Raw genomic sequence first — 1,170 nt, 5'->3', positions numbered from 1 at the left:
CGGCCGCACTACGTCGAGACATGGGCATGCGATACCTCATCTTCGGTTCACCCCGGGCGAGTTGGCTCTCCGGAGAGCACCGGCCCACCCCTCCCGGCCGTGCGCTCCGACTCCCGCAGCCCAGGGCCTGGCGTTCTGGAGCTGGTGCTCAGGACCTGCTCACGGACGACCGCTCCTCGGGCCGGTCTTCCGGCTGCACGGCGGCGGGTGTCGGCCCTTCGGAATCCGCCCGCCAGCCGCTGACGGCGTACTGCACCAGGTACACCACCAACAGCAGCACCACCGCTACCAGCCCGTCCGCCCAGAAGTGGTTCGCCGTCACCACCACGACGAAGACCGTGACCAGCGGATGCAGCACCACCAGCCACCGCCACGGACGACGCGCGACCCGTACGACGGCCACCGCCACGATCACGCACCACGCCACATGGACCGAGGGCATCGCGGACAGCTGATCCGGCACCACCCCGCCCACCCTGCCGCCGTACACCGACTGCCCGTACTGCGCCGCCAGGTCCGCGAACCCGCTCTCCGGCAGCATGCGGGGCGGGGCGACCGGGATGAACTGGATCAGCAGACAGGCCGCCGTGGTCAGCACCACCGTGGTCCGCACCCAGTGGTAGCGGTCCCGGTGCCGCAGAAAGAGCCAGAGCAGCAGCACCAGCATCACACCGAAGTGCATGGTCGCGTAGTAGTAGTTGGCTCCTGTGACCAGCCAGGAATACGGCTCGACCGCACGCTGCCAGGCCGCCTCGTCCGGGAACCCCAGCCCAAGCTCCGTCCGGTGGATCCACTCCGCCCGGTCCAGCGCATGATCCGTGCTCAACACCGAGAGATGGCCGACCAGTTGCCAGAGTGCGAAGAGCCCCAGCAGAATGCCGGCCTCCCGCAGTAGCGCGGCCGTACCACCGGCACGTGTGGCCGCTCCGGAACGAGTGGCGCGCTTGACCGCATACGCCGCTCCGAGCAGGACCACCGACGCACCGCCGGCGGTCTGCCACGTAAGGGTCAGGTTCTGCATTCGCAGAGATTAACGCAGAAATGCAGAAAGCCCCTCCCGTTTCCGGGAGGGGCTTTCTGTCATCAAAATTTGTTCGGCGGCGTCCTACTCTCCCACAGGGTCCCCCCTGCAGTACCATCGGCGCTGTGAGGCTTAGCTTCCGGGTTCGG

1 protein-coding gene and 1 rRNA gene are annotated in these 1,170 nt (G+C 67.9%); both read right to left on the bottom strand.

Translation table 11 applies throughout. The annotated features are described in order from the left end of the window. Positions 1-148: 148 nt before the first annotated feature. A complete protein-coding gene (locus tag ACWDAK_RS41365) occupies positions 149-1,021 on the bottom strand; it encodes a phosphatase PAP2 family protein (RefSeq protein WP_344638522.1) in 873 nt (290 codons plus the stop codon). 71 nt (positions 1,022-1,092) lie between these two features. Beyond that, positions 1,093-1,170, bottom strand: a 5S ribosomal RNA gene (rrf, locus tag ACWDAK_RS41360); the annotation flags it as partial.

Source organism: Kitasatospora sp. NPDC001175, from assembly GCF_053598215.1.
The sequence above is the reverse complement of the archived record's forward strand: the minus strand, read 5'-3'. Positions and strand labels throughout refer to the sequence as shown.